This is a genomic window from Gynuella sp. (assembly GCF_050297175.1).
Lineage (GTDB): Bacteria > Pseudomonadota > Gammaproteobacteria > Pseudomonadales > Natronospirillaceae > Gynuella.
Genome location: NZ_JBNKSF010000043.1, coordinates 1 through 24419, shown reverse-complemented (window position 1 = coordinate 24419; position 24419 = coordinate 1). Strand labels below are relative to the sequence as shown.

At 51.5% G+C, this 24419-nt stretch carries 26 protein-coding genes; 6 read left to right on the top strand and 20 right to left on the bottom strand.

Translation table 11 applies throughout. From position 1 onward, the window contains the following. Positions 1-22 precede the first annotated feature (22 nt). A complete protein-coding gene (locus tag ACQY6I_RS18045) occupies positions 23-202 on the bottom strand; it encodes a hypothetical protein (protein WP_428242902.1) in 180 nt (59 codons plus the stop codon). 93 nt (positions 203-295) lie between these two features. Continuing rightward, positions 296-637, bottom strand: coding sequence for a hypothetical protein (locus tag ACQY6I_RS18040; protein ID WP_428242901.1), 342 nt, complete (start codon positions 635-637; stop codon positions 296-298). Positions 638-1018: 381 nt separating this feature from the next. Between ACQY6I_RS18040 and ACQY6I_RS18035 the strand changes: the two genes are divergently transcribed. Next, a complete protein-coding gene (locus ACQY6I_RS18035) occupies positions 1019-1318 on the top strand; it encodes a hypothetical protein (protein ID WP_428242900.1) in 300 nt (99 codons plus the stop codon). 15 nt (positions 1319-1333) lie between these two features. Here ACQY6I_RS18035 and ACQY6I_RS18030 read toward each other — a convergent pair whose 3' ends face one another. The 5 genes from ACQY6I_RS18030 to ACQY6I_RS18010 all read right to left on the bottom strand — a co-directional run bounded on the left by ACQY6I_RS18030 (position 1334) and on the right by ACQY6I_RS18010 (position 6525). Beyond that, positions 1334-2533, bottom strand: coding sequence for a hypothetical protein (locus ACQY6I_RS18030; RefSeq protein ID WP_428242899.1), 1200 nt, complete (start codon positions 2531-2533; stop codon positions 1334-1336). Beyond that, positions 2533-3225, bottom strand: coding sequence for an ABC transporter ATP-binding protein (locus ACQY6I_RS18025; RefSeq protein ID WP_428242898.1), 693 nt, complete (start codon positions 3223-3225; stop codon positions 2533-2535). Before ACQY6I_RS18025 ends, ACQY6I_RS18030 begins: the two co-directional genes overlap by 1 nt. Positions 3226-3293: 68 nt before the next feature. Then, positions 3294-4517, bottom strand: a complete 1224-nt coding sequence (locus tag ACQY6I_RS18020; RefSeq protein WP_428242897.1) for an ABC transporter permease — start codon at positions 4515-4517, stop codon at positions 3294-3296. 1 nt (position 4518) lies between these two features. Continuing rightward, positions 4519-5766, bottom strand: a complete 1248-nt coding sequence (locus tag ACQY6I_RS18015; RefSeq protein WP_428242896.1) for an ABC transporter permease — start codon at positions 5764-5766, stop codon at positions 4519-4521. 12 nt (positions 5767-5778) lie between these two features. Further along, positions 5779-6525, bottom strand: coding sequence for an outer membrane lipoprotein-sorting protein (locus tag ACQY6I_RS18010; RefSeq protein WP_428242895.1), 747 nt, complete (start codon positions 6523-6525; stop codon positions 5779-5781). A 118-nt stretch (positions 6526-6643) separates the two neighbouring features. Here ACQY6I_RS18010 and ACQY6I_RS18005 point away from each other — a divergent pair, with 118 nt between their 5' ends. The 3 genes from ACQY6I_RS18005 (at position 6644) to kbl (ending at position 9500) form a co-directional block, all read left to right on the top strand. Then, positions 6644-7030: an MmcQ/YjbR family DNA-binding protein gene (locus tag ACQY6I_RS18005; protein WP_428242894.1), complete on the top strand. Its 387-nt coding sequence runs from the start codon at positions 6644-6646 to the stop codon at positions 7028-7030. A 188-nt stretch (positions 7031-7218) separates the two neighbouring features. Then, a complete protein-coding gene (gene tdh, locus ACQY6I_RS18000; RefSeq protein ID WP_428242893.1) occupies positions 7219-8247 on the top strand; it encodes an L-threonine 3-dehydrogenase in 1029 nt (342 codons plus the stop codon). Positions 8248-8315: 68 nt separating this feature from the next. Continuing rightward, positions 8316-9500, top strand: a complete 1185-nt coding sequence (kbl, locus tag ACQY6I_RS17995; RefSeq protein ID WP_428242892.1) for a glycine C-acetyltransferase — start codon at positions 8316-8318, stop codon at positions 9498-9500. A gap of 472 nt (positions 9501-9972) precedes the next feature. Here kbl and ACQY6I_RS17990 read toward each other — a convergent pair whose 3' ends face one another. From ACQY6I_RS17990 to mnmG, 6 genes are all read right to left on the bottom strand, one after another. Further along, positions 9973-10356: a DUF2750 domain-containing protein gene (locus tag ACQY6I_RS17990; protein ID WP_428242891.1), complete on the bottom strand. Its 384-nt coding sequence runs from the start codon at positions 10354-10356 to the stop codon at positions 9973-9975. Positions 10357-10581: 225 nt separating this feature from the next. Further along, a complete protein-coding gene (locus ACQY6I_RS17985) occupies positions 10582-11058 on the bottom strand; it encodes an NUDIX domain-containing protein (RefSeq protein ID WP_428242890.1) in 477 nt (158 codons plus the stop codon). Continuing rightward, positions 11055-11933, bottom strand: a complete 879-nt coding sequence (locus ACQY6I_RS17980) for a ParB/RepB/Spo0J family partition protein (RefSeq protein ID WP_428242889.1) — start codon at positions 11931-11933, stop codon at positions 11055-11057. Before ACQY6I_RS17980 ends, ACQY6I_RS17985 begins: the two co-directional genes overlap by 4 nt. A gap of 58 nt (positions 11934-11991) precedes the next feature. Then, entirely contained in the window at positions 11992-12783 is a 792-nt protein-coding gene (locus tag ACQY6I_RS17975; protein WP_428242888.1) for a ParA family protein, read from the bottom strand. Between the two features lie 281 nt (positions 12784-13064). After that, entirely contained in the window at positions 13065-13694 is a 630-nt protein-coding gene (gene rsmG / locus ACQY6I_RS17970) for a 16S rRNA (guanine(527)-N(7))-methyltransferase RsmG (protein ID WP_428242887.1), read from the bottom strand. Next, positions 13691-15577: a tRNA uridine-5-carboxymethylaminomethyl(34) synthesis enzyme MnmG gene (gene mnmG / locus ACQY6I_RS17965; protein ID WP_428242886.1), complete on the bottom strand. Its 1887-nt coding sequence runs from the start codon at positions 15575-15577 to the stop codon at positions 13691-13693. The genes rsmG and mnmG overlap by 4 nt, the downstream gene beginning before the upstream one ends. A 193-nt stretch (positions 15578-15770) precedes the next feature. Here mnmG and ACQY6I_RS17960 point away from each other — a divergent pair, with 193 nt between their 5' ends. Continuing rightward, positions 15771-16724, top strand: coding sequence for an isoaspartyl peptidase/L-asparaginase family protein (locus ACQY6I_RS17960; RefSeq protein ID WP_428242885.1), 954 nt, complete (start codon positions 15771-15773; stop codon positions 16722-16724). Positions 16725-16847: 123 nt separating this feature from the next. Beyond that, positions 16848-18227, top strand: coding sequence for a hypothetical protein (locus ACQY6I_RS17955; protein WP_428242884.1), 1380 nt, complete (start codon positions 16848-16850; stop codon positions 18225-18227). Here ACQY6I_RS17955 and ACQY6I_RS17950 read toward each other — a convergent pair whose 3' ends face one another. The 7 genes from ACQY6I_RS17950 to ACQY6I_RS17920 form a co-directional block, all read right to left on the bottom strand. Next, entirely contained in the window at positions 18228-19394 is a 1167-nt protein-coding gene (locus ACQY6I_RS17950; protein ID WP_428242883.1) for a glutathionylspermidine synthase family protein, read from the bottom strand. A 6-nt stretch (positions 19395-19400) separates the two neighbouring features. Further along, positions 19401-20021: a DUF1190 domain-containing protein gene (locus ACQY6I_RS17945; RefSeq protein WP_428242882.1), complete on the bottom strand. Its 621-nt coding sequence runs from the start codon at positions 20019-20021 to the stop codon at positions 19401-19403. 13 nt (positions 20022-20034) lie between these two features. Further along, the gene (locus ACQY6I_RS17940) at positions 20035-20451 is read right to left on the bottom strand and encodes a DUF350 domain-containing protein (RefSeq protein WP_428242881.1); all 417 of its coding nucleotides are present in this window, start codon (positions 20449-20451) and stop codon (positions 20035-20037) included. Positions 20452-20551: 100 nt separating this feature from the next. After that, entirely contained in the window at positions 20552-21202 is a 651-nt protein-coding gene (locus ACQY6I_RS17935; protein ID WP_428242880.1) for a YjfK family protein, read from the bottom strand. Further along, on the bottom strand, positions 21195-22241 hold the full coding sequence (locus ACQY6I_RS17930; RefSeq protein WP_428242879.1) for an ion channel: 1047 nt from the start codon (positions 22239-22241) through the stop codon (positions 21195-21197). The genes ACQY6I_RS17935 and ACQY6I_RS17930 overlap by 8 nt, the downstream gene beginning before the upstream one ends. 6 nt (positions 22242-22247) lie before the next feature. Continuing rightward, complete coding sequence (locus ACQY6I_RS17925) at positions 22248-22931, bottom strand: PspA/IM30 family protein (RefSeq protein ID WP_428242878.1); 684 nt, start codon at positions 22929-22931, stop codon at positions 22248-22250. 13 nt (positions 22932-22944) lie between these two features. Further along, positions 22945-23337 carry a DUF2170 family protein gene (locus ACQY6I_RS17920; RefSeq protein WP_428242877.1) on the bottom strand — a complete coding sequence of 131 codons (393 nt, stop codon included), beginning with the start codon at positions 23335-23337 and terminating at the stop codon, positions 22945-22947. Between the last annotated feature and the right edge of the window lie 1082 nt (positions 23338-24419).

Here is a 24419-nt window from a genome sequence, read left to right as displayed (position 1 = left end):
TTCAGTATAGTTTTCAGCGCTGTCAGGGTTGCCCGGAAGTGTTCTGCCGTATGCTTTCCTGTAGCGTTCTGTTATACGATTTATACACCATTTCATTCAGTCTGCCATGTTTTTCATTGCAGAGAGCGTCATTGGTATCCGGAATAATGTCGTAGTGCTCCTTCTTCATATTCCGGGCATCGGGATTGTTGACCCACTGCAATTGGTCGACTCCAGCCTGACGGCTATTGTTGTCAGACGATAGCCGTAGGAATGCTGATTTGCTTGTTCTTGCTCTGTGTGGGTCGTGAGTCCGTCACTGGGGGTACTCGCCAATGATGTCTATGGTCCCGACAATATGATCGTTCAGTGCTTCCAATTCTTCCGCAGGAACCCACCATTCAGTATGGCGTCTGGCACCGACGGTTTTGATAGGAAAGCGATCCATAAAAATTTTGTTGACCTCAAAACGTGCGACATAGCCTTTACCGAAATCGGTAACGTTCCATTGTGTCAGCTCAATGGCATACGCTTCACTGGTGACCGGATAGAAAATGGGCTGCTCCGGTAGTCTGGGTGGCCATTTCTTAAAATCACTTTGTTTGACCAGCTCCAGTTCTTTTTGGCCCAATGGCCGGTAACAGGTAACGGTTTCCATCGTCTGTATAACTCTCCTGTAACGTTAATGAAATTACCAGAAATTACCAGGACACCCACTCAATATCATGTGCCGTTCTGAATGGACACCCACCTCGAAGTATTAGCCGCCGGCTTTACCCCTTTCAGGCTTTCGGTTACTGTACGGGCGCGCCGGCTCATCCGGCGTCGGGCTTCGAACCCCCGTTTTCTCAAGGCGACATAAACGACTGTTTATGCCGGTGCATTCGCACGTCTGCCTGTTTTGGCAGGCCGGGCGGGCCAGCTTCGGTTGGGCCGTTTTCCTTGAGAGCGGTGGTTCGAACCCGCTTCGGCCTGCCCCCAATTGCTTCGAACCAATTGGCAGCAGGATTAGATCGGTCCATCTCAAGGAACTCTGTTTATGTCTGTTATTTCCCTTTCCGAAGCGCAAACGCGCGCGTTATATCAAGGTAATTTTCTGGCCGTTAAAGATACCACCGGCCGTCATCTGGCATTGCCCGATCCTCATGCGTTCGGTATTGCCTGTAGTCAGAATGAGGCATCGGTGCAGGTGAGTGCCATGTTGTCGTTTGTGCAAAGTCAGCTGGCTGCCCATGATCATGCGGGTCTGCATGATCTGAATGAAGATGCATCACTGGGCCTCAGTGTTATTTTAAGCCTCTGTCGCAGTCTGCTGAGTTTGCCTATACAGGTGGAGTAGTCAGTACCTTAGTCATTAAAAATAGCCCTTCAATTGTAACGTGATGCTGGTGGGATAACTGCCGAACTCGCTGCCCATGCTAAATTGCCTCTGAGTAAACAGTGGCTGGTCGCCCAGTGGGAGATTGACCTGTAGGGTCAGTTCGCTGTTTTCGCTCAGGCTGCGGGTCAGGTAAGGAGTCAGCATCAGGCTGCCGTCATCCAAGTTGGCGCTGAGACTGGATTCGAATGAACTGCGCACGCCGTTGAGCCAGCTCAGAGAGGCAAAGAGGTAGTGTTCTCCGTAGAGGTTGATTGCGCCGCGCTGATAGAAAGGGTCGCTACTCGTATTGGTGAGGTAGTGTCCGGCATTCTGGCTACCAGGCTGGTTGTAGTGGTACTCCAGCTGTACCAGAAAGTCACCGATGCTCTGGTCAAATCCGAGACTCCAGCGCAGCAGGGTACGACCGGAGGACGGTTGCAGCCATGCCAGTTCCTGCCAGAGTCCAAACGATGAAAGCGCGCCTTCGGTGCCCAGGGAATAAATGTGTGCATCGTGCCAGGCGATGGCCGTCAGCGTCCAGTCGATGGCCTGTACATTGGTTTTATAACGACCAAAGGCAACATTGTCGTCGCTGTTCCGACTGCCGACAAAACCACTGTCGAGTACGGATAGTTCGCCCACCGGAATTTCCAGCCGGATAGCATCGACACCGGTGCGATAATCGGAAGGCAGTGCTGCCAGTTCGGTCGGATAAATCACATCGGTGCCGCTGGCAAAACGTGCAGTGCCAAGGGTGATCGGCTGGCGACCGAGGTAGAGATCGGCGTGGGGAAAGCGTTGATACCATTGCAACCGGTCGAGATTCTGCCGGTAGTCGAGATGATCGATGCCCAGCAGGTTCTGTTGCGGGGTGTGGTCGAGGTCACGGATGCGATAGCGTTGTTTGCTGTCCAACAGTGAAGTATCAAAATCGGTATCGCCGTGTTGATGCCAAAGCATGGCATTCAATCCGCCCTGGTAGTGCAGTTGCAACTGGCCGTTAGCCGTTACATCGCGTTGGTACAGATAGCGGAAGTACAGAGAGTCTGTCAGTAGCAGATCCGGCGGTTCGGCGCTGTCTGGCAGGCCATTGATATCCGGATTGCGTGACAGTGTACTTTCGTTATACAGCTCAAAAGCGCTTTCCGCCTGACACCACAGTGGCAGCAGTATGAACAGCCATAACAGGCGCATTAACGGACCTCGCTGTCGGTTGTAATACGGCCGTCCTGCAAGTGGATCAAACGGCTGGCGCGGTCCATGATTTTGGCGTCGTGGGTGGAGAAGACGAAGGTCATACCGTGCTGTTCGTTGAGTTCTTTCATCAGCTCCAACAGTTCGATGCCAGTCTGCGAATCGAGGTTGGCGGTGGGTTCGTCGGCCAGAATGATGTCCGGTTGGCTGACCATGGCCCGGGCCACGGCCACACGCTGTTGCTGGCCGCCCGAGAGTTGTGCCGGCCGGCGTTTTTCCTTACCGGACAGTCCGACCCGTTTCAGTATTGCGTGGGTGCGTTCGCGCCGCTCTGTGTCGCTGACGCCTTGTAGCATCATGATGTATTCGACGTTCTCTTCGGCACTTAACACAGGAATCAGGTTGTAGGCCTGGAAGATAAAACCGATATGGTCACGACGAAAATGGCTCAGAGTTGAACCAGACATGTCTGAAATCGCCTTGCCACTCAGGCGGACTTCGCCGCTGCTGGGCTGGTCGAGCCCGCCAATGAGATGCAGCAGCGTAGACTTGCCGGATCCGGAAGGACCGACAATGGCACTGAACTCGCCGGAGTGTATGGTCAAATTGGTTTGATCGAGGGCTTTGACCAGGGTGTCGCCATTACCGAAATGCCGGCTCAGGGCAATGGTTTCGATGATCTTCTGAGTCATACATGGGTGTCCTTTAAACTTTTCAGGGTCATAAGTGGGTGTCCGTTAAAAGTTAAAGTGGGTGTCCTTTAAAGGGATTTGTGCAGTGCCTGGGTCGGCATGATTCTGGCCGCAAATAAGGCTGGGTAAATGCAGGCCAGCAGTGTCAATGCAATTACCCAAACAGGCAGTTGGGTGTATTGCAGCGGCCGAATAATGGTTTTGGTGGGTTCCACCAGGGCCACCCCGGAAAATTCCATCTGGCTGTAGTCGATGCCGACCATACCGAACCAGCTGTTGATACCCAGTCCGAGCATCAGGCCGATGATCACGCTGAGTAACGCCAGTAACAGGCCTTCGGTCAGAATCAGCAGAAAAATGCTTTGCGGTGTGGTGCCGATGGCTTTGATGACGCCGAATTCCCACATGCGTTCATAGATGGACATGAACATGGCATTGATGACACCCAGTGCGGCAATGATGAACAGAATTGTGCCCATGAGGGCGAGGGAGTAGTCCATCATGCCGAGCATGCTGCTGAGTTGGGGCAGTATGTGTGGCCATCCCAGTGCTTGGATTTGATCCCCTGAAAATGCCTGCCATAACGGCAGGTTATCCCGGCTGGCAAGCGCGGGGTCGTAGAAGTTAAAGGCGATCTCCTGAACGTCTGTGCCTTGGTTGAGCATGCGCTGAGCATCGGCCAAGTTGATGAATACCATGTTTTCGTCCATGAGTTTGCTGTTAAAGCGGAAGATGCCAGATACCCGGAATAAGTTCTGGCTGATGTCGCCGCCATCCACCTGTGGAACCGATAGCACGATCTTATCTCCAAGAGAAACTTCCATTTTGTTGGCCAGTCGATAGCCAAGCAGAATTTCCTGAGGGTTGGTGCCGGTCAAATAAGCGCCTTTGATGATGGATTGGGTAATCTTGCTCACCTGTGCTTCTGTGGTTGCATCTATGCCGAGCATTTGTACCGACTGTACGTTGGCGGTGGAGGCTATCATGGCGGCTGAGATGGCCCGTTGGGTTGCGGCTTCCACCTGTGGCTGCTGGCGCAATCGTTGGATCAGGCTGGGGTCGGTCAAGCGGTAGTCGGCTTCATATCCAGACAAATACTCGGGGTGATGGATCTGGCCGTCACCGGGAAACAACCGGGTCGCGGATTTAATCATGTCCTGAGACAGGCCAATGATGTAGCCATCGGTGAAGATCAGTGCGGCCAGGGAGCAGGAGATCAGCAGTGCTGTCAGCAGTGAACGCTTGGGATTACGCAGAATATTGCGCAGTGACAATTTCCAGATCAGCTGCATATCAGAGCCTCCTCATGGCATCTAGCGGAACCAGCCGGGCGGCACGGATGGCTGGGATCATGGCCACCGCGACAGAGGCCAGACAGATGATGATAACCGGGTCGGCAAAGATGCCGAGGGTCATGATGCCGGTCATTTTTTCAAACACCAGGCCGGAGACTTCCATGGGTTCTGCCAGTGCGATACCGACATGAGTAAAGTAATAGTTCAGCGGTAGTGCAATGATCAGTCCGGCAATACAGCTGAGCAGTGCCAGTAACAGGGTTTCGAGCAGGATTTGCAGATAAATACGCCACGGTGAGGTGCCAATGGCCTTGAGCACGCCAAATTCGCCGGTGCGTTCAAGTATGTTCATGAGGATGGTATTCAACACCCCCAGACAGACCAGAAAGACCACAATATACATGGAGATCACATTGCCCTGTTTATCAGCCTGCATGGTGCGGTAAAACTCGTGTTCGATGTCCTGCCAAGGGCTGAACCGCAACTGCTGCGATTGTAGCCCGGTGGCCAGTTGCGTATTCAGTGTCCGGCTTTGTGGTTCGGCCTGTCGATAGTCGTGGGTCAGAATCACCAGTCGGTGTACTTGATCGGGCAGCACAAAAAATTGTTGAGCGGCGTGCAGTGGCAGATAAATATTCAGACGCTCGGGAGCATCGTGGTCACCGATGATAGCACTGACAATATACACATCGTTGGCCATGGAGCCATCTGCCCCCTGGGATATCAGCACCAACTCATCATTAACCGCCAGTTGCAGTTGTCTGGCCAGGCTGTAACCGATCATAGCCTGAGAGTAACCATCGGCATTGATGTCACTGCTGAAAAAATGTCCCTGGCTGATCTTTTGACCGAGGTATGAGGTTTGTTGTTCCCGCAGCGGGTCAATGCCATACACAATGGCGGGTGCGGCTTTGTCCGTTCCGTAGGCCAGGGCGGCGGCCTGAATACGCGGCGTGACCTGTCGAACAAATGGAAGTTGTTCAATGCGTTCGATCCAAGTCTGATAATCATGTACGGTTCTGTACAGCGTGGGTTGATCCAGATATTGCGCTTGTGTCAGTTGGATGTGACCGCTGTGATCGCGGGTGTAGGTACGCAGCACTGAGTCGTAGGAACCATCCTGCAATGACAGTGACAATACCAGCAGAATGTAGCCTCCGAACATACTCAGGCCGGTCAGAATGGTTCTGCGGCGGTTACGTCTTAAATTGCGCATCGCCAGCTTGACAGTCAATGGCAATGACATGGTGGCTCCGGATTATTTCAGCGTTTTCAGATTGCGTAAGGTAAACAGCGATTCATCGACTTCGGTGTTGAAGCTCAGGGAATCATAAGTGACACGGGTCAGGTGTCCTTCTTTGTTTAACGGTTTCAGTTCCATCACGGCCGGTAACTGCCTGCCATCAAATTCCCGCACATCAGAAAAATACATTTCCCGCATGGCGGTGCCGTCCTCGTCAAAGTAATTTTCCTGTACTGGCAACAAGCTGGTTTTGTCGATCAGAATGTCAATACGGCCCCAGACGGTGACGGTCTGTTCTTTAGGGGTGAGCGTCAGAAGATACTGCGACTCTGTGCGGTCGAGCACAACATCGTACTCTTCCGCCAGTGAGACTTCGCGCACCAGATCGTCGTTGGTGAAATCCGAACCCATCCACGAGCCCATCATCATGGACGGTGGTACCTTGATGACTTTGCGGATCTTGGGAAAGTAGTTCCACATTTCATTTTGTCGTTTCAGGGTGGCGATGCCGGCATCTTTTTTGGGCGTCAAAATCCGCACCAGGGTGTAGTCCATATCGCGCGACCAGACTTCCATGGTCATGCTGCGTTGCCATTCTGGCGTTTGGATATCCATGGTCATGGTGGCGTGACTGGAATCGAGGCGATAGAGTTTATCTATGCGCGCAACCAGTTCCTGTGCGGTAGGGGAAGTCTCTTCGGCGAAGCTCCAGGCACTGATAGTGAGAAGTATCATCATAAGGCATTGAGTTGTTGTTTTCATGGCAGCCTCCATCTGGTTACCATAACAATGAGTCATTGAGTTTGGTATCGTTATTTACGATTAAGCTGGTAATGATTGATACAATTCTTGATATGCCTGTATTTTTTTTGGATCTGACATGACTGAAAATGAATTAAAACAATACCTGCTCAGTAAGCCGGAAAGTGTTGAGGATTATCCATTTGGTCCGGAAGCATCAGTATTTAAGGTACACAATAAAATGTTTGCTTTGTCTGCTGTGCGCGGTGACGGAATGTTGAGTGTCAATCTCAAATGTGATCCCTTGCAGGCGGTGCAGTTGCGTGATGTGTTTAGCGCCGTTCTGCCGGGTTATCACATGAATAAAAAACATTGGAATACGGTGTTGGTCGACGGTTCGTTACCCGATGGTGAAATTGAGCGGATGATTGATCATTCTTATTCGCTGGTGGTAAAAAGTCTAAAAAAAACCGAACGTCAGGGCCTGGAGCTACGGCATGGCAAAGACGTGTTATATCGCGAGTAGGCAATAACCCGCTATTGGAATCTGGTGACAGAATATTGTGACGGACATCTTTTCACAGGTTATGACAAAAAGGGTGTTACGTATTCATGACAGGCGCACTTTCAGAGCCCGTCAATAGTGATATACCTCCATGTGGATCAACGTGTTAGATTGGCGTTTTGTTTCCTGTCGTCAACCAGGGGAAGAACATGAAAGCACTCGTCAAAAAAGAAGCGGCTGAAGGTTTATGGCTGGAGAATGTGCCGGAGCCGAAGCCAGGCATCAATGATGTCTTGATCAAGGTCGACCGCACAGCTATCTGCGGTACTGATATGCATATCTGGAACTGGGATGCCTGGGCCCAAAAAACGATTCCGGTGCCTATGATTGTCGGTCATGAATTTGTCGGCGAGATTGTCGAAGTCGGCTCTAACGTGAATGACTTTCGTCCTGGCCAGTTGGTATCGGGGGAAGGACATGTAGTGTGTGGCCGTTGCCGTAACTGCATGGCCGGGCGCCGGCATTTGTGTGCTGATACCAGTGGTATCGGTGTGAACCGGCCAGGCGCATTTGCCGAGTATGTGGTGTTACCCATGGCCAATGTTTGGGAGCATCGACCAGATATTGATCGTGATGTTGCGGCCATCTTCGATCCGTTTGGAAACGCCGTGCATACGGCTTTGAGTTTTCCGCTGTTAGGTGAAGATGTGCTGATCACCGGTGCCGGGCCGATTGGCATCATGGCCGTGGCCGTCTGTCGTCATGCCGGTGCCCGTCATGTTGTGATTACCGACATAAATCCTGATCGTCTCAAGCTGGCGGAAAACATGGGTGCCACTCGCGGTATTGATGTCCGAACTGAATCTATCAGCGAGGTTCAGGCGCAATTGGGAATGAAGGAAGGCTTTGATGTGGGGCTGGAAATGTCCGGAAATCCATCGGCGTTTAAAGATCTGCTCAAGGTCATGTGTCATGGTGGGAAAATTGCCATGCTGGGGATTCCGCCGGAAGAGGTTGCTATCGACTGGAATACCGTCATCTTCAATATGCTGACCATTAAAGGTATTTATGGTCGGGAGATGTATGAAAGCTGGTACAAGATGTCTGTCATGGTGGAATCAGGTTTGGACCTGACTCCAATCATTACCCATCGTCTGCACTACACCGAATTTGAACAGGGCTTTGCGGAAATGAAGAGCGGTAAAGCTGGAAAAGTCATTTTGAACTGGCTTGATTAACCATGTGATGCCAGTAGTGTTTATCATCGATTAGAACGCAATGCAGGTTAATAACAGAGGTTTCCGATATGTATCAGAACTTTCAACAACATCTGGTCGCTGAGTTGCAATCCATCCGTGATGCCGGATTGTACAAACACGAGCGTGAAATCACCACGGCTCAAGGCAGCCATATTAGTGTGCCTGGAGGTGAAGTGGTTAATCTGTGTGCCAATAACTACCTGGGGCTGGCGCAGCATCCGCAAGTCTCGGAGGCAGCTATGTCCGGTCTGAAAGAGTGGGGCTATGGCATGGCATCCGTCCGGTTTATCTGTGGTACACAGAGTATTCATAAGCTGCTGGAAAAAAAGCTGACGGCGTATCTCGGAACCGAAGACACGATTTTGTATCCTTCCTGTTTTGATGCCAATGGTGGACTGTTTGAAACCCTGCTGACGAATGCCGATGCCGTGATTTCTGATCAACTGAATCACGCGAGTATTATTGACGGTATTCGTTTGTGTAAGGCCAAACGCTATCGTTATCAAAACAATGACATGGCTGACCTGGAAGCACAGTTGCAGCAAGCGGATAAAGACGGTGCGCGCTTTAAACTGATCAGCAGTGATGGGGTGTTTTCGATGGATGGCACCATTGCCCAGGTGGATAAAATCTGTGAACTGGCGGATCAGTATAATGCACTGGTACATATCGATGAGTGCCACGCGACCGGGTTTATTGGCACCCACGGGCGGGGAACTCACGAATATCGTAACGTCATGGGTCGGGTGGATATCATCACCGGTACGCTGGGTAAAGCATTGGGTGGTGCCAGTGGTGGTTTCACCAGTGGCCGTCCAGAGATCGTGGAATTACTGCGCCAGCGATCTCGGCCTTATCTGTTTTCCAATACGGTGGCACCACCTGTGGTGGCCGGTGCAATTAAAGCGCTGGAACTGGCCAAGCAGGGTCGTGAACTGCGTCAGACTCTGCACGATAATATGACGTTTTTTCGCGAACAGATGAGTGCGGCCGGGTTTGATCTGTTACCGGGCGAACATCCAATTATTCCAGTGATGTTGTACGATGCTGGCAAAGCTGCGCGTTTTGCCGATGCCATGCTGGCACGGGGCATTTACGTGATTGCCTTTTCGTACCCGGTTGTGCCTCAGGGGCAGGCACGTATCCGTACACAGATATCCGCTGCCCACAGCCGTGAGGATTTGCAACGCGCAGTCGATGCATTTATTGCAGTTCGTGATTCAGTGTCATAGCGCTTACTGTTATCTTGGTAATCAAATCGATCATCCTGATTTCTGTGATGATCGCCCTGAGAAATCTGAGGATGTCGCATGAACATTTTGATTTCTCCGGGCCAGTATTGACCACGCCAATGTTGTGGTTCGACGCCTCTAGGGGTTCCTGCATCACACGATTAACCCAATATAATTAATCGCCGGGTTATTAAAGGCGGAAATATTCTGTTTTAACTACGGGAACACGATGGTTGAGCGTACTCTCCAAACCGATTCGCGTGATCATTCAAAAAGCGTATCTATTAACCCGGTAGACTCATGATATGTCTGAAGTGAGTACAGCTTGCTTCAGCCCGAATGCGGCATTCGGGCCTGTGGAGGTCTATTGATGGTGGGGCTGAAACGAGGGATTTTTTGTTCTTTCCCAGTTTTAAATGCATGTGGGTTAATACCCTGGACATGCATGATGCGGCATTTCAGGTTGATATGATCAGAACTGATTGGCGAGTTCTGCTTTCAATTCGGTTTCCAGCTCTGCCGGAGAAGACACCCAGAGGTCATCATCGAGACCAGGAAATACACCAATATCAATACCGTCTTGGGTTAATCCGGGAATCCATTTATTAAAGAACTGGGGTAGGGGAATGCTTCTTGGTGAAAAACCATCCAGGTCTTTCGAATAAGCCTGTGCAAGACCTTCATCCGGCCAGACCAGTACGTATTCCAAATTGTCTTCAGTGTAGTTTTTTAGAAACAGTTCTTCTTGATTCACCAGAATCCAGACGTCCCGCTCTTCTGCTACTTTTGTTAAGAAATAATCATATCTTTCTTCGCAGTCGAGGCTAAGGAGGTTGGTTGACGGGTCACTACTCATATTTCGATCCAATATCAGATGAAGGGAACATGTCCCGTTAGTAAGTGGCTAAGTATAACAGGCCAGTGGTTATAAAAGTCTACAATTTGGGCCGGGAAACGCAGTCGGCCATGATCGATACCCTAGAGACATGAAGCCTTCAAATTGCCACCCATACCCAAGGTATTCACGGTCTTCACTGATTCACGATGTGTGCACCGTATGAGAGAGGTGTTTTGCAGACTTTTATCGTTCGTAGCCATCGAGTTCGTGAAAAGTTCCCAGGTGACGGGCAAGAGTTGGGGAAGGTTGTTGCCAGATATCGGAACGTATTTCGGTCGGATAGAGCACCATGTCGTCGAGTTGGTCGCGTGGTACCCAGGTGGTTTCCTGAATCAGCAGTTCGTCCCCGCCGAGACCGGCCAGATTATTCAGATGTATATCGCCGCGCCAGCCAGTGACTGAATAAAACAGTTCCAGGTGAAATACATCGGCACGGTCCTCGATAAATTCCCGAACAAACATAAGAGGGCCGACGGTTACGTCAGTGAGCCCGGCTTCTTCAAAAAATTCACGTTTAACGGTGTTTTGAGTGCATTGATCCTGGCTTTCATAGCCGCCGCCTGGTGGTACCCACCAGGTTTCGCCATGCTGGATGTGTTTGACCAGCAACACACAGTCATTCTGGATGGCGATGCCGGCCGCACGGATACGATGTCTCATTTGATGTGGCCGAGGATTCCATCCAGCTCATCAAGGGAGCTATATTTGATGACCAGTTTTCCTTTGCCATTGTTACCATGCTGAATATCCACCGGCGCACCAAGACGTTTGCCGAGTGTATCTTCGAGGTTGCGAATATTGGCATCGAGCCGCGTATTCGGAGCGACTTTGGTTTTTTTGCCTTCCTGTAGCTGACGCACCAGCGCTTCGGTCTGGCGTACGGTCAAACCCTTCTGTACCACCTGCCGGGCGGCATCGATTTGCTTGGCTTCGGTCAGCGACAGCAGAGCACGGGCATGGCCCATTTCCAGGTCACCATGTTCAACCATTTTTTTGACTTCAGCAGACAGGCTGATCAAACGCAGCAGATTCGCTACGGTGACGCGATTTTTGCCGACGGCATCAGCGACTTCCTGCTGAGTCAGTTCGAATTCCTTTTGTAGTCGTTGCAGTGCCAGGGCTTCTTCGATGGGATTGAGGTTTTCACGCTGGATGTTCTCAATCAATGCCATGGCAATGGCGTCTTCATCGCTGACATCGCGAATGACAGCGGGTATCTCTGCCAGACCGGCCATCTGGGTTGCACGCCAGCGGCGTTCACCGGCAATGATTTCGTAACGCTCTGGACCAATCGGACGAACGACGATCGGTTGCATGACTCCCTGGGCTCTAATGGAGGCTGCCAGTTCTTCCAGCGCCTCCGGCTGCATATCCCGGCGCGGTTGATATTGACCCCGTTGGATCAATTCGACGGGCACATGTTTCAGGTCGCCGTTTTTAAGGGCTTCTTCGGTATCTACCGGTTCCGGTTTCTGGGTTTGGGAAATCAAAGCACCCAGACCTTTACCCAAACCGCGATTCTTTTTGACTGACATGGGGGTTCCTGAAAAATTCTTTGTCTTCACTGCCTCAGCAACAAAAATCAATAGTCTGCTAGGCGGTTGGCACCGCCGAAGGGCCGTTATTGTGCCTGTTAATGATCTCTCCGGCCAGCGCCAGATAGGCCATGGCACCAGCACTCTGTTTGTCGTGAGTCAGTACCGGCACACCAAAACTGGGCGCTTCCGCCAATCGCACGTTACGCGGAATCACCGTGTGGTACACGGTATCGCCAAAGTGAGTGATCAATTCCTGGCTCACATCCTTGGTCAGGCTGTTGCGAGGATCATACATGGTCCGCAGTACCCCTTCGACAATCAACTTCGGATTCAGAATCTTACTGACGTTGTCCACGGTGTTCAGCAGTGCTGCAAGTCCTTCCAGTGCATAATATTCGCACTGCATTGGAATGATGACGCCATCGGAAGCCGACAGGGCATTGACCGTCAGCATGTTCAGCGACGGTGGACAGTCAATAAAGATGTAATCGTAGTTGTTTTTGACTTCCGCCAGGGCATAGCGTAACCGGTGTTCCTTCATTTTAATGTTCATCAGTTCCACTTCCGCTGCAGTCAGGTCTCCGTTGGCTGGCAGCAGATCATAATGACAGGATTCACTCTGTTGAACGGCTTCGTTAGTGTGGCATCGATTGGTGATGACCTCATAAACCGAACGTTCCAGTTCGTTTTTATCGATGCCGGAACCCATGGTGGCATTGCCCTGAGGATCAAGATCAACAACCAATACCTTACGTTTGGTTGCCGCTAAAGACGCAGATAAATTGATCGCAGTCGTGGTTTTCCCGACCCCGCCCTTCTGATTGGTAATTGCAAATACTTTAGCCAAGATGCAACCCTTTGTTGGTTCTGTGTTTTATTCTGTTGTGCCCGTTTACCGACGCTTCCTGCTGGTTAGACGGTTGTGTGTGCGCCGGTCATTGCGAGTGTCATTGTAACGCCTGAACGATTCCCGGTCCGGGCGTAACTTCCCTTTTATGGACTGACGAAATAGAGACGCCGGATATTATATGATGGCGTCCGCCTGATCGGATTGTCTCCGACAGGTGAGATAACCGTGACCGGGAAGCTGGCACAGGTGTTCAAACGAAATCATGGCGTGCCGGTCAGCTAAATCCTGGCCAGTGTTACCAGATGCCGTTCGCCATCCGCTCCCGGCACGAGCAGTTCTTTCACGTTGAGCAATTCAACCGTGGCCGGCAGCTCTGCCAGCTCCGCTTCCGGATATTGCCCTTTCATAGCCAGGTAGACAGTACCGGACTCGCCGCAGTCTGCCGATAATTCCACCATATCCCGCAGGCTGGCAAAAGCCCTGCTGGTTATACAGGTATGGGGCTGTGTGGGGCAATAGTTTTCCAGTCGGGTGTGCACGACCGTAACATTCGACAACTGTAATTCCAGTTTCACCTGAGTGCAAAAGCGGGTCTTTTTGCCATTGCTGTCGAGCACGGTGACATGAATGTCGGGATTCATAATGGCAATGACCAGTCCCGGTAGACCTCCACCGCTGCCAACATCGAGAATATCGTCGTATTGAATAAATGGCAGAATCGCCAGGCTGTCGATCAGGTGGCGGTCGATCATGTCATCGGCGTCACGCACGGCCGTGAGGTTGTAGGCCTTGTTCCACTTCGCCAGCAGCCGGTGATAGTGCAGTAGTTGTTCTATCTGGTTGTCACGGATGTCAATGCCCAGTTGGTGGGCAGCGGTTAAAAGCTTTTCCTGATAGTGAGTGCTCACGCTGTTTTCCTGGCAGCAGCCATTTTTTTCAATTGAATCAACAACAGACTGACCGCTGCCGGGGTAACTCCCTGAATGCGACCGGCCTGGGCAATGGTTTCCGGACGTACCTCTTTCAGTTTCTGGCGTACTTCATTGGACAGACCGCTGATGGTGTCGTAATCGAAGTTATCCGGCAGGCGAGTATTTTCCTGGCGCCGCAGTGCCGCGATTTCCTGTTCCTGACGCTTGATATAGCCATCATATTTGGCGGCGATTTCCACTTGTTCGGTCACTTGTTCGGGCAGCCCGGGGGCTTCACCTTTCAGGCCTGCGATCATGGCATAGTTGGCATTGGGGCGCTTGAGCAGGTCCATCAGGCTGTATTCATGCGTCAATGGTTGATCGAGTACTTTGGCAGCCAGATCGCCGGCTTCTGTGCCTGGCTGTACCCAGGTAGAGGTAAGACGGGATTTTTCCCGTTCGATGGCTTCCATTTTGGCGCAGAAAGCGGCCCAACGGACGTCGTCGACCAGCCCGAGTTCGCGGCCTTTTTCTGTCAGGCGGGCATCGGCATTATCCTCGCGCAACAGCAGGCGATATTCCGCCCGGCTGGTAAACATGCGATAGGGTTCTTTGGTGCCCATGGTGATCAGGTCGTCGACCAGCACCCCAAGATAGGCTTCGTCGCGGCGTGGTGACCAGGGGTCTTTTTCCTGTACCCGCAACGCTGCGTTGACACCCGCCAACAGTCCTTGTGCACCGGCCTCTTCATAACCGGTGGTGCCATTAATCTGGCCGGCGAAGAACAGGTTTTGAATAAACTTGGTTTCGAGGCTGTGACGCAAATCCTGTGGGTTGAAGAAATCGTACTCAATGGCATAACCCGGACGGGTGATATGACAGTTTTCAAAGCCTTTCAGGGTGCGGATGAAAGCTACCTGGACGTCAAACGGCAGGCTGGTGGAGATGCCGTTGGGATACAGCTCAAAGGTACTCAGACCTTCTGGCTCAACAAAGACCTGATGACTGGTTTTGTCGGCAAAGCGCACGATTTTGTCTTCGATGGACGGGCAGTAACGCGGACCGATGCCCTCAATGACGCCGGCGTACATCGGTGAGCGATCAAGGTTGGCGCGGATGATGTCGTGGGTCTGTTCGCTGGTATGGGTGATATAGCAGTTCACCTGCTGTGGGTGCTCTGCCACCGAGCCCATAAAGGACATGACCGGTAATGGTGTATCGCCGGGCTGGGCCTGCATCACGGAATAGTCCACGGTGCGGCCGTCAATGCGCGCCGGGGTACCGGTTTTCAAACGGTCGACCCGAAACGGTAACTCACGCAGGCGATGGGATAAGGCAATGGCCGGTGGATCGCCCGCCCGCCCGCCGGAGTAGTTTTCCATGCCGACATGAATTTTGCCGCCGAGGAATGTACCGGCGGTCAATACCACGGTTGTGGCATAAATCCGGATGCCGGTCTGAGTCACCACCCCGGTAACCTTGTCGCCCTGGATGATCAGGTCGTCAGCAGCCTGCTGAAAAATACTTAAACCCGGCTGATGTTCAACGATTTCACGAATGGCGGCACGATACAGTGCGCGGTCAGCCTGGGCACGGGTAGCACGAACGGCTGGGCCTTTGCGGCTGTTGAGAGTACGAAACTGTATCCCTGCTTTATCTGTGGCGCATGCCATGGCACCGCCAAGGGCATCGATTTCCTTGACCAGATGACTTTTGCCAATACCGCCAATGGCCGGATTACAGCTCATCACCCCAATGGTTTCGGTATTGTGGGTCAGCAGCAGGGTTTTGACTCCCATACGGGCTGCTGCCAGAGCGGCCTCAGTTCCGGCATGGCCGCCACCGATGACAATGACATCGAAACGGGTGGGAAAATCCACGATAGTTACCTCTCCTGGTCAGGAACGAAAATAAAAGGGCGCGAATTATACGGAGTTTCACACAGGCTGTTAACACACATTTTGTAGCCTCTGCAATGTGTGGCCTACAAAAAAATCTGATCATGGAGATTGCCGGGGATTTTTGATGGTTTAACCTGTACCGTCTGACCGTTGTTTGATTCAGGAAACTTGTATGTCTATGCCCGTAATTGTGATTCATGGTGGTGCCGGGGCGATTGCCCGCAGTGCCATGACGCCGAGTAAAGAACACTCATTTCGGCAGGCCCTGACAGAGATCGTCGCTGCCGGGCAGCAGATCCTGGCCACTGGTGGCAGTGCCCTGGATGCAGTCACCGAAGCGGTGCGCTTGCTGGAAGAGTGTCCGTTGTTTAATGCCGGTCATGGGGCAGTATTTACCCATGAGCAGACCCATGAACTGGACGCCAGTGTCATGGATGGTCAAACCCTGCAGGCTGGTGCGATCAGTTGTGTCAACCGGGTCAGAAATCCAGTGTTATTGGCGCGGGCGGTGATGGAGCATAGCGAGCATGTGTTATTCACTGGTGACGGGGCTGAGGCGTTTGCCCTGGCGCATGGTCTGGAGATGGTGGCGCCGGATTTCTTTTCCACCGAAGATCGGTTGCAGCAGCTGCACCGTGCCCGGCAGCGAGGCGGTATGATGCTGGACCATGATGGTGCAGCGGCAGCTTCAGGGGATCCAATTGATCCGGACAATAAGTATGGCACTGTGGGTGCAGTAGCGCTGGACGCACAAGGTGACCTGGCGGCAGCGACTTCAACTGGCGGTTTGACCAACAAGCAGGTAGGGCGGGTTGGCGATACCCCGCTGATCGGTGCCGGTTGTTATGCCAATAACCGCACGGTGGCGGTATCCTGTACGGGTACCGGGGAAATGTTTATGCGGGCTGTAACGGCTTATGATATTTCTGCCCGCATGGAATATGCCGGCATGACCCTGGCAGAGGCCTGCAATAATGCAGTCACCCGTCTGGCGGAACTGGGCGGTGATGGTGGTCTGATTGCGGTGGACTATCTGGGCAATATTGCTCTCCCGTTTAATACCGGTGGTATGTATCGTGGTTATGGTCATGCCGGACAGCCACCTCAAGTGGATATCTATCGCTGACTGCTGCTCGCAAGCAGTGATCGGCAAATTTTGGTTAGCCTGTTAATAAGGACCGCAATTGCGCTTTGAAGATGGAACTTCTATAAATGCACATTGACTGATTGACTTTGGAACAGCGAACCCATGTCGTTTTGTTACCATCACCCTGTGTCGCCGGCACGCTGGTATTGTGAACATTGCCGGAAAGATTTTTGCGATCAATGCGTGCGTGCGCCGACGACTGAAGAGGGTTATCCGCTGTGTTACGGGTGCCAGCAGGAGCTGACTTACCAACCCAATAAAACCGATGTGATTCCGTTCTGGAACCGGCTGTCTGATTTTTTCCGCTACCCCTTTCAAGGGCAGGCTTTGATTATGTTGAGTGTGTCGCTGATCAGTGCGTTGCTGCCGGAAAGCTGGATCGGTTTGATCATTGGGTTGCTACTGTTTCTGCTGCAGCTGCAATATGGCTACCGGGTTATTGATACCGTGGCACACGGCAAAATGGTGGCACCACCAGTGGCGGAAATCTTCAGTGGTGAACGTTTCGGACTGGTGTTCAAGCAGTTTCTGGCCATCATCGCGATGGTGATACTGGTCATGCTGGTCGGGCATTTTCTGCATCCATTACTGGCGGTACTACTGGTGTTGTTTTTTATCGCCAGCCTGCCGGTCAGTATGATCATGCTGGCTATGGAAGGTGACCTGGCCATGGCGTTGAATCCCCTGAACCTGGCGGGCATGATCATCCGCATCGGCTGGGCCTATGGGTTGGTATATTTCTATATGGTCTTGATGTCATTGTGTTCGGCGTCGGTCAGCCAACTGCTGATGGATCTGCTTGGTCCTACGATCGGTCAAACTGCGGGTGCGGTCAGTGGTTTCTATTTTATGTTGGTCATGTTTTCGCTGCTGGGCTATCTGGTTCATCAGTATCGGTTTGAGTTGAATCTTGGTGCCACCAAACAGGATCTGCGGTTGCGGAGAATGGCTAATCAGGTGGATCCCAACATTCATATTCATCTACACAATGGCCAGTACAACAGTGCACTGGAGGTGATGGAAAAGTCATGCCGGGATTCGCGCGGACAGTTGTCCATGCTGGAACGTTATTTTAAGGTTCTGGCGTTTACCGGTGAGTATGAACGTTTGAATCGCGGTGGTGGTGGTTTGCTGGCACAGCTGGCCGAGTCCAACCAGCCCGCTATGCTGACCAGAATTTTGCGCCAGGTTTGGCAGCAACAACCGGAATTTGAATTTAGTGGCGAACAGGCGCTGGAACTGGGTACTTATCTGCGCGACCAACAGGAAATTGAGCTGGCAGTCAGGATGATCAAGCGACAGTACAAAATTGTTCGTAACGCGAAAACCCGTAACCGACTGTTGGAGCTGTTTGCAGAGATTGCCGAGGAGTATCTGCGCAAGCCGGAGCTGGCGCAGCAATTGTTAAAGCTGAAAGGACAGGTAATTCCGGACCTGGAGTCATCGTCAGGTTTGCAGATGGCTCCAAAGCCGGAATTGTGATCAGCCCAGAATGATATGCGGAATGTAACGCGACAGATCCTGGGTGATGCGCTGGGCGTCTTCACGAATGGAGATCCCAGCCGGTTGATCGTCCACCAGCCATGATCCGATCAAGGTAAAGTTGTGGCCAAATTCGGGCAGTGGCCAGTATTCCTGGTAGATAAAGCCCTCATCGCCATAAGGCCCCTCCGATGAATCCATGACCTCACCGTCAATATGAATGCTGACGTTGGAACCTTCCCGTGCGAAGATCGGTTTCTTCACATAGCTGGTCATGCCGCTGTTGGCCAGATCCTCTTCAAAAAAGGCCGGCAACAGATTGGGGTGACCTGGAAACATCTTCCATAACAGTGGCATCAGTGCTTTATTGGAGAGAATTGCTTTCCAGGGTGGTTCCATCCAGGAAACTCCGGCATGGGGCAGTATCGAGCCGTATTCTTCCCGCAGCATGAATTCCCACGGATAGAGTTTAAACATCCAGGTAATGACCTGATCCTGAAGATCACTGTAGACCTGGCCTTCGCCCTCGCCGACATCCTCGATGTAAACAAAGCGGGTCTCTATACCGGCTTCATTGGCGCAGTCTTCCAGGTATTGAACCGTACCGCGGTCCTCTTCGGTGTCCTTGCAGCAGGCAAAATGCAGGGTTTCGCCTGGATGCTCAAGTTTCATTAACCGGAAACGATCGACCAGTTTCTCCTGTAAGGAATTGAACTGGTCTGCCTGGCGTGGAATTTCACCGCTGTTGACTTTGTCTTCGAGCCATAACCATTGCCAGAATCCAGATTCGTACAGGCTGGTGGGGGTGTCGGCATTGTTTTCATACAGTTTGGCTGGGCCAATCCCGCCATAAGCCAGATCCAAACGGGAATAAAGACTCTTTTCCTGCTGTCGCCAGGAGTTCAGAATCCAATCCCAGAATGGTTGAGGGATGCGAAACTTCTGCAGCCAGTATTCGTCGGCAACGACTTTTTCCACGGCTGCCAGGCACATCTGGTGCAGTTCCCGGGTTGGGTCTTCCAGATCCTCTTCTATCTGGCGTAGGGAAAGCTGGTAGTAGGCACTCTCATCCCAATAGGCTTCGCCGTACATGGTATGGAATTTAAAGCCGAATTCATCGGCTTTGGTGCGCCAGTTTTCCCGTTCCTTGATCATGTGACGCAACAATTTGGACTATCCTCCCCAACTACTGCGGGAGCTGCTTCTTGATGAACCTCCCCAACTGGATTTGGCCGAAACAGTTGAACCAAAGCCGCCACGGGAAATGGTGCGAGTCACTTTCGGCTTGGATTTGAACGCATCGTTGTCGACCCGGACAGAGCCATAGGAACGGCTGCTACCATAGACATTGCCATCCACGGTGGTCCAATGGCCATAGGCTGGAGAGCCATAAGAGTAGGAGGTATACAGCGGTGCTGAGCGATAGTTATTACGATCAATCAGGTTCGCCAGCATGAAACCAGCCATGGCCGGCATGAACCAGCTGTGACCACTGTTGTTATAAGGGGAGCAGTTATTGACGCCAAAATCCACCTCGCAGTCGCTGCGGGAATTGTATTTCGGCCCGGTATCCTGAGCTTTTTTCAGGGCCTCCTGATAGGCAGCCTGACACGCAGCTTCTTTGCTTGGGTTCTGTTCGATACACTGGTTGACATCGCGGTAGATAACCGCTTCTTCTTTACTGCTACAGGCCACCAGGGTTGTCGTTGCGATGGCCAGAGCCAGAGGTTTTACGGCATGGCCGGAGCGGGTTTTACGCATCCGGTCCAGATTAATGGCACGGGTTCTTTTCATGATCAGCTTCCTTTCAGTAAGTCATACAGGCCGCATTCAATAGGCCGACAGCAACCGACATACCCGCCAGCATGATTCCGGCAGACACTTCGTTATGGTTGATCCGCTCAACAATTTTCGGCATGAAAATAAAGCGTACTATGGCAAAGGCGATCAGCTGGGCGATGAGAGCCACGACTCCCCAGATGACAAAATCAATCAGTGAAACCGAGTTCGACGCTGCACTGCCCAGAGCCAGGGCAAAGCCAATAATGGCACCAGCCAGGCCGGTGGCCGCAGCGGTATTCTTTTCTTCTTTGACCAGTTTCCATTCATCATGCGGCGTGATAGCCGTGTAAATCACCTTAAAAATCAGCAGTAAAGCCAGGGCAATCGCAAAATACAGCGCAAAGTTTGCCAGTCCTGTCAATGAGTGTGCGATGGTGTTCATGTGTATGTATTCCCTCTTATAAATTGTTGGTCCAAAAACAACATGACGTTGTTTTTCCTGTAAACCGTATATGAACGGCTGACGTCTGTACAACCGGGTCTCAGCCGATGATGGAAATATCCGCGTGGTGGATATCAAGACCGGTACTGATGACCAGGCATCGGTCGGCCTGATTGTGAATGATTTTTTCTTCGCCTGATTTGATCAGGTACTCGAAATGGCCATCTTTGATTTCGCGTTCGTAAAGCATCATAAATTGATCGGTTTCACTTTCGCTGCCATCTTGCTGCCAGGTTGTTTCCGTCATGGCTACTGGTGGCGAGTCGCCGCCAACACCCCCCCATACGCGGCTGAAATGATATCCTTCCAACTCAGTTTCCGGAGTGCTGATGCCGCTGTTGAGTAGTTCATTCCACTGATGATCCGAGTTGACACCTTCGGTCTGATAAAAGTACCAGAGTTTGACATCGGAGATGTGTTGCTCTGTCATGCCGCCGGTCAGCAGTACCTGCAGAAAACCATCATCATCGGTGTAGTAACGCAGCACCGTACTGCTCTCATCAAGCTTGACCATGCCGACAGCCTGTATCAGCTGCGTTCGGGCCACACCTTCGACAATCAGATCCGGTTCGATCAAACGAAGCTTGAGATCATCCAGTTCAAATGCACCACCGATGCGCAATCCCATGATCTCCGGGGCTTTCACTTCGGTCGCAGAATCATCCTTTTTGCCAAACCATTTACTAAACACGGAAATTCTCCCAATCAATATGATTGATACGCCCTTCAGCAATGTAGTACAGCGTATCCCCTGGCTGAATATGATCATTCAGTGCCGGGTTCAGCTGCAGGGTCTTGGTGCCGGCTCTGGCGAGACCGATCAGGGTTGCCTCATACCGTTCTTTGAAGGTATTGAACAGGTCACGGATAGTGACTGGCTGTTGGCCATGATATTTCATGGAGTATTGGGTCATGCCCTCATCGACGGCCAGTAGTTGATAGTGCAGGGCACTGGAGCCCGGGTCGACAGCAGACTTGGCGATCATCTCTACGGCCACCGAGGGCATGCATTCAACATTAGGGCAGTGCTGTTTTAACAGTGCTCCGAGTGTGTCGTCATTGAAATAAGCGATAATATGGGCTTGAGGGTTTTTGCTGCTACAGTACAGGGCGGTGGTCATGGTGACATCATCATCACGGGTATCGATGATGATTGTGCTGGCTTTTTCCAGCGAGGTGCGTTCCATATCCGCATCATTGCTGAAGCTGTTTACTCGAGTGAAGCCAATGCTGTCTGGCATTGGGTTCTCAACTTCCACCCTGACACACAGAGCAATATGTTGACGCTCTGTTTGTTGTTCCATTTCCTGTTGCAGTAAGCGGATCAACTGCAGCGTTCGGTTCTCATTCCAGCCAATGACCAGAATGTGATTGTCGTAGTTCAATGCTTTCATACCTTTGATTCCCTTACGCCATTGGTAGGATACGAAGGCCGCCACGCGACCGATGGTAAGGCCGAACAGCCCCAGCCCCATAGGGATCACCAGAAAGGCGACAGCGTACTTCCCTGCAACGGTTTCCGGGGACAGGTCACCGTAACCAACGGTTGAGGCAGTGACAATGAGCCAGTAGATAAAGTCATGACTGCGGGTCAAGGCTACTTCGCCACAAACCCACAGAATTGCCCAGCTCAATAACATGTAAGCCACGATGGCCAGTAAAATACTGTGCCAGCGCAGCTCCATGAAGTGCCGCATCAACAACTTTTTGAGTGTTGAAATTACCAGCATTCGGGATTAATTCCCGAGAATTCTGGCCAGTTCGTCGTCAGCTGAACCTGTTGAGCCGGCAATACCCGCATCTTTCAAACGCTTGTCCAGTTCATCACCGGACTCAGCTTCTGCCAGCTCTTCTGCCGCTTCCAGTTGTGCCTGACGTTCGTTCTGACGCTGTTGGATCCGGGTCAGGGATTCTGCTGCCGTTTTCATCTTGCTGTTGGCACCCATGTGTCGGCTGGATACCGCAGTCTGGGCTTTTTGAACGGACTCAGTGGCTTTGACAATATCAACCTGTTGTTCCATCCGGCGGATATTGTTTTTAGCCTGAGTAATGTTCTTACGCAGATCCTGTTCAGAGCGGGTGAATTGATCAACAAACTGTTGTTCTGTGTCTATCTGAGCACGGAGTTCCATCACTTTTTGAGCGCAATCCAGTGCCAGCTGGCGATCACCCTTTTCGTTAGCCGCTTTGGCATGGGCTTCGTATTCACTGGAGGACTTTGACAGGCTGCTGACTTTTTGTTCTGCCAGTTTTCGTTTGGCCATAATCTGTGCCAGCGAAGTATCAGAACGACGCAGTTCCTCTTTGGCTTCACGAATCTCCTGATCCAGAATACGCAGCGCCTGACTATCAACCACTGCCTCCGCAGCTTCGTTCACGCCACCTTTAACAGCAGTGACTAACTTTTTCCAAACACTCATGTTTAATCTCCCTTTATTCAGTTAAATAGTCATCATAGGCATTGAGAAAGCCAGTGATATTGTCGAACAGGGTTTCAACTTCGATCACAATACTTTCCTCTTTAGATTGTGACGATAGTGACCCGAAACAAGTGTAGTACTCTTCACCGTCGATGGTGGAGATACCGATTGTCGTCAACGGAAAAATCTGGTGGGTTTTGAGGATTTCCTCATTCAGGGCGGCAGTATTTTTTACCTGTTTTTTGGCAAACAAGATGGATTCAACAATAATCTGTGCACCGCTGACAGCAATATATGCATCAAGCCCATCTTCATTAGCGACTCGCAAACAGCTGTCTTCGTTCTGGACACTCCAGCCTTCATGCTTGGATATCAGACTTTCGATACCGGTCAGATCCCAGGTCATATAATTAACTCCTTGTTGTATGAATTTGCACCACCAGCCAGGCCGGATGACTGCTCCTGCCCGGATACGGTTATAAGTAAAGCCGGACGAATAGTAGTACACCTCAACCATTCAATAAACATCATAACCGTCATTCAAGCATAAAGACTGAATAAAGCCCGTTGCCTGTGATGGTCCTGGATGGCAGACATAAACTATGTGACGTGGGGAAGTCATAAAAGGTTGCTTTGCTACCTGAAAGGGTTATGGATAGGAGATGCTGCTGTTTGTGGATTGCTGCAGTGATGGGGGGGATTTCGGTTGTTATGATTTGCATTGGTAGCGAGGAGAGTTCTCTGATTTGACAGATAACGTTGTCTGGCTAACGGTTTCGGGGCTGTGTAAGAGGTTGGTTTCATGTTTATGTATGTGAACGGTCGTCAGTTGAAGCAGGTTGCCGACAAAGCTTGAGAAGCTTTATGCCGTTGAATGACCGGCCATGGGCGATGCGGAGATGGGCAAAACATTGTTTTGCTCCGCTGCGCGCGAAGGCATGGATGCCGTAGCCGGACAGATAGCAACGCATGGAAAGCGTTGTGTATCAGGCTGGGCTGATATACACCACCAGGGAGGGTTGTTTTTTCGGGGTAATGGTAAAACTCTGTTTTGGTGTATTGCCAGTTGGTCATGTTGTTTCCCTTCGTTCTATGTGCCCTCAGGCCGGGCGGGCCTTCCCTTTTTGTGTGCCCAAAAAGTGAAATAAAAAGGGCACCCCAACCCAGTTGGGCTTCGCCTGTTCGCTTGCGCGAACACCCTTGGCACAGATGTCGCTGATCAAGGGTCGTCCGGGTTCGACGTCCTGTCTCATCCGGACTTAAAAACGCGTCCTGCGTTTTTAACCCTTCGCGACTTCTGTGCCAAGGGCTACAGGGATGGGGGAAGCGATGGCATGGTTCAAAAGATGATTTCTTCGTTAACCTTCTTCCCATTTTAAGTTTGACTGTGATTGGATTTGTGGGAGTTTCAGGATCTTTTCTTTGGCGAGTGGCTTATCCCAAACATCAAATCCATCTCTATGATAAATATTGATGGCGGAGTACATA

Bases quoted from the DNA above. Each gene is read 5' to 3' on its own strand.
- ACQY6I_RS18040 (WP_428242901.1), bottom strand. From the start codon at position 637: ATGGAAACCGTTACCTGTTACCGGCCATTGGGCCAAAAAGAACTGGAG.
- ACQY6I_RS18035 (WP_428242900.1), top strand. From the start codon at position 1,019: ATGTCTGTTATTTCCCTTTCCGAAGCGCAAACGCGCGCGTTATATCAA.
- ACQY6I_RS18030 (WP_428242899.1), bottom strand. From the start codon at position 2,533: ATGCGCCTGTTATGGCTGTTCATACTGCTGCCACTGTGGTGTCAGGCG.
- ACQY6I_RS18025 (WP_428242898.1), bottom strand. From the start codon at position 3,225: ATGACTCAGAAGATCATCGAAACCATTGCCCTGAGCCGGCATTTCGGT.
- ACQY6I_RS18020 (WP_428242897.1), bottom strand. From the start codon at position 4,517: ATGCAGCTGATCTGGAAATTGTCACTGCGCAATATTCTGCGTAATCCC.
- ACQY6I_RS18015 (WP_428242896.1), bottom strand. From the start codon at position 5,766: ATGTCATTGCCATTGACTGTCAAGCTGGCGATGCGCAATTTAAGACGT.
- ACQY6I_RS18010 (WP_428242895.1), bottom strand. From the start codon at position 6,525: ATGAAAACAACAACTCAATGCCTTATGATGATACTTCTCACTATCAGT.
- ACQY6I_RS18005 (WP_428242894.1), top strand. From the start codon at position 6,644: ATGACTGAAAATGAATTAAAACAATACCTGCTCAGTAAGCCGGAAAGT.
- tdh (WP_428242893.1), top strand. From the start codon at position 7,219: ATGAAAGCACTCGTCAAAAAAGAAGCGGCTGAAGGTTTATGGCTGGAG.
- kbl (WP_428242892.1), top strand. From the start codon at position 8,316: ATGTATCAGAACTTTCAACAACATCTGGTCGCTGAGTTGCAATCCATC.
- ACQY6I_RS17990 (WP_428242891.1), bottom strand. From the start codon at position 10,356: ATGAGTAGTGACCCGTCAACCAACCTCCTTAGCCTCGACTGCGAAGAA.
- ACQY6I_RS17985 (WP_428242890.1), bottom strand. From the start codon at position 11,058: ATGAGACATCGTATCCGTGCGGCCGGCATCGCCATCCAGAATGACTGT.
- ACQY6I_RS17980 (WP_428242889.1), bottom strand. From the start codon at position 11,933: ATGTCAGTCAAAAAGAATCGCGGTTTGGGTAAAGGTCTGGGTGCTTTG.
- ACQY6I_RS17960 (WP_428242885.1), top strand. From the start codon at position 15,771: ATGTCTATGCCCGTAATTGTGATTCATGGTGGTGCCGGGGCGATTGCC.
- ACQY6I_RS17955 (WP_428242884.1), top strand. From the start codon at position 16,848: ATGTCGTTTTGTTACCATCACCCTGTGTCGCCGGCACGCTGGTATTGT.
- ACQY6I_RS17945 (WP_428242882.1), bottom strand. From the start codon at position 20,021: ATGAAAAGAACCCGTGCCATTAATCTGGACCGGATGCGTAAAACCCGC.
- ACQY6I_RS17940 (WP_428242881.1), bottom strand. From the start codon at position 20,451: ATGAACACCATCGCACACTCATTGACAGGACTGGCAAACTTTGCGCTG.
- ACQY6I_RS17930 (WP_428242879.1), bottom strand. From the start codon at position 22,241: ATGCTGGTAATTTCAACACTCAAAAAGTTGTTGATGCGGCACTTCATG.
- ACQY6I_RS17925 (WP_428242878.1), bottom strand. From the start codon at position 22,931: ATGAGTGTTTGGAAAAAGTTAGTCACTGCTGTTAAAGGTGGCGTGAAC.
- ACQY6I_RS17920 (WP_428242877.1), bottom strand. From the start codon at position 23,337: ATGACCTGGGATCTGACCGGTATCGAAAGTCTGATATCCAAGCATGAA.